This window comes from Streptomyces flavofungini (assembly GCF_041028215.1).
GTDB classification, from domain to species: domain Bacteria; phylum Actinomycetota; class Actinomycetes; order Streptomycetales; family Streptomycetaceae; genus Streptomyces; species Streptomyces flavofungini_B.
Map to the genome: position 1 here is coordinate 1 of NZ_JASKYR010001293.1, position 1688 is coordinate 1688.

Consider the following 1688-nt stretch of genomic DNA (forward strand, 5'->3'; position numbering starts at 1 on the left):
ACGTACGCCARCGACCCGGCCGCCGCCCSGCTCATCGAGCCCACCGGCGCCGAACTCGKCCCGTACGACTCGACGCTCCCGCACCGCGACAACATCTGGCCCGAGGACCCCATCGAGGCGAGCGGGCTCTTCCTCGACGACGCGATGGCGGCGCTGCCGCGGCTGCGCGAGGTGTACGACGACGACCCCGCGGACGTGTACCTGTACGWCATCGGGGCGTATGTGGGGCGTGCCCTCGCCGAGGCGCAGGGGCGGCCCGCCGTGCAGCTCTCACCCACCTTCGTCGCCTGGGGCAGCTATCAGGAGGACGTCGGCGCGCAGCTGGCCAGGCTGCCGGGCGCCGATGCCCTTGAGGCCCGCTTCAAGGAGTGGCTCGGCGGGTGCGGGGCGACCACGCTGGACGTGGGTGAGTTCTCCGGTGTGCCGCGGCGGGCCGTCGCCACGATTCCGCGGGCCATGCAGCCGCACGCCGACACGGTCGATCCGGCGCGGGTGGACTTCGTCGGGCCCTGCCTCGGGGACCGGGCGGAGGAGGGCGGCTGGGAGCGGCCCGCCGGGGCGTCGAAGGTGCTTCTCGTCTCGCTCGGCTCGGCGTACACCAAGCAGCCCGAGTTCTACCGGCGGTGTGTCGCGGCGTTCGGCGGGCTGCCGGGGTGGCATGTCGTCCTCCAGGTCGGCAAGCATGTCGATCCGGCGGAGCTCGGGCCGGTTCCGGAGGGGGTGGAGGTGCGGTCCTGGGTGCCTCAGCTGGCCGTCCTCGAACAGGCCGACGCCTTCGTCACGCACGCGGGGATGGGCAGCAGTTCGGAGGGGCTCTACTGCGGGGTTCCGATGATCGCCGTCCCGCAGGGGGCCGAGCAGCCGATGAACGCGGACCGGCTCGTCGAGCTGGGTGTCGCGGTGCGGCTCGATACGGCGGACGCGACGGTCGCCGCGTTGCGCTGCGCGCTGCTTGAGCTGACGTCCGATGCGGGGGTCGCGGAGCGCTGCGGTGCGCTTCGCGCGGAGGTCAGGGGTTCGGGGGGTGCGTTGCGCGCGGCGTCCTTGATCGAGTCCGAACTTTAGCGCTGCGCTGCTTGGGCGGTGGTTCTGTGCGGCGGTGTGGTGGCTGGCCCGCGCAGTTCCCCGCGCCCCTTGGGGGGGTCGGTGGTTCTGTGCGGCGGTGTGGTGGTTGTTCGCGCAGTTCCTCGCGCCCCTTGAGGGGGTTGGTGGTTCTGTGCGGCGCCGTCGTGGCTGGTCGCGCAGTTCCCCGCGCCCCTGACGGGCGCTTCGCGCCGTCCCAGCCGTCGCGCCGCCGCTCTTGACGTGCGCTTCGCGCCGTCCCCGCCTCGGCTCCGCCGTCTCGCCCCTGCCTCAGCTCCGCCGTTCACCGACGTGCGCTTCGCGTCGTCCCCGCCTCAGCTCCGCCGTCTCGCCCCTGCCTCAGCTCGGCCGTTCACCGACGTGCGCTTCGCGCCGTCCCCGCCTCGGCTCCGCCGTCTACGCCCTCGCCTCAGCTCCCATCCACCGACGTGCGCTTCGCGTCGTCCCCGCCCTAACKCCGCCGCTCACCGAACGGGAGCTGGCCGCCATCGAACCGTACGCGGTGAACCCGGAGGCGCTGTGATCCCGCAGGGTGCGAAGCCGTTCACGTCGCGACACGCAACCGCGGCGCGCCTGGGGATCGCGGAAGGCACCGTGAAGCGGCA

Annotated in this window: 1 protein-coding gene; it reads left to right on the forward strand. The window is 73.3% G+C overall.

The genetic code is table 11. The features are described from left to right. The coding region (locus AB8Z36_RS40540) for a macrolide family glycosyltransferase (RefSeq protein WP_369218350.1) at positions 1-1065 on the forward strand (1065 nt) is incomplete at its 5' end. Between the last annotated feature and the right edge of the window lie 623 nt (positions 1066-1688).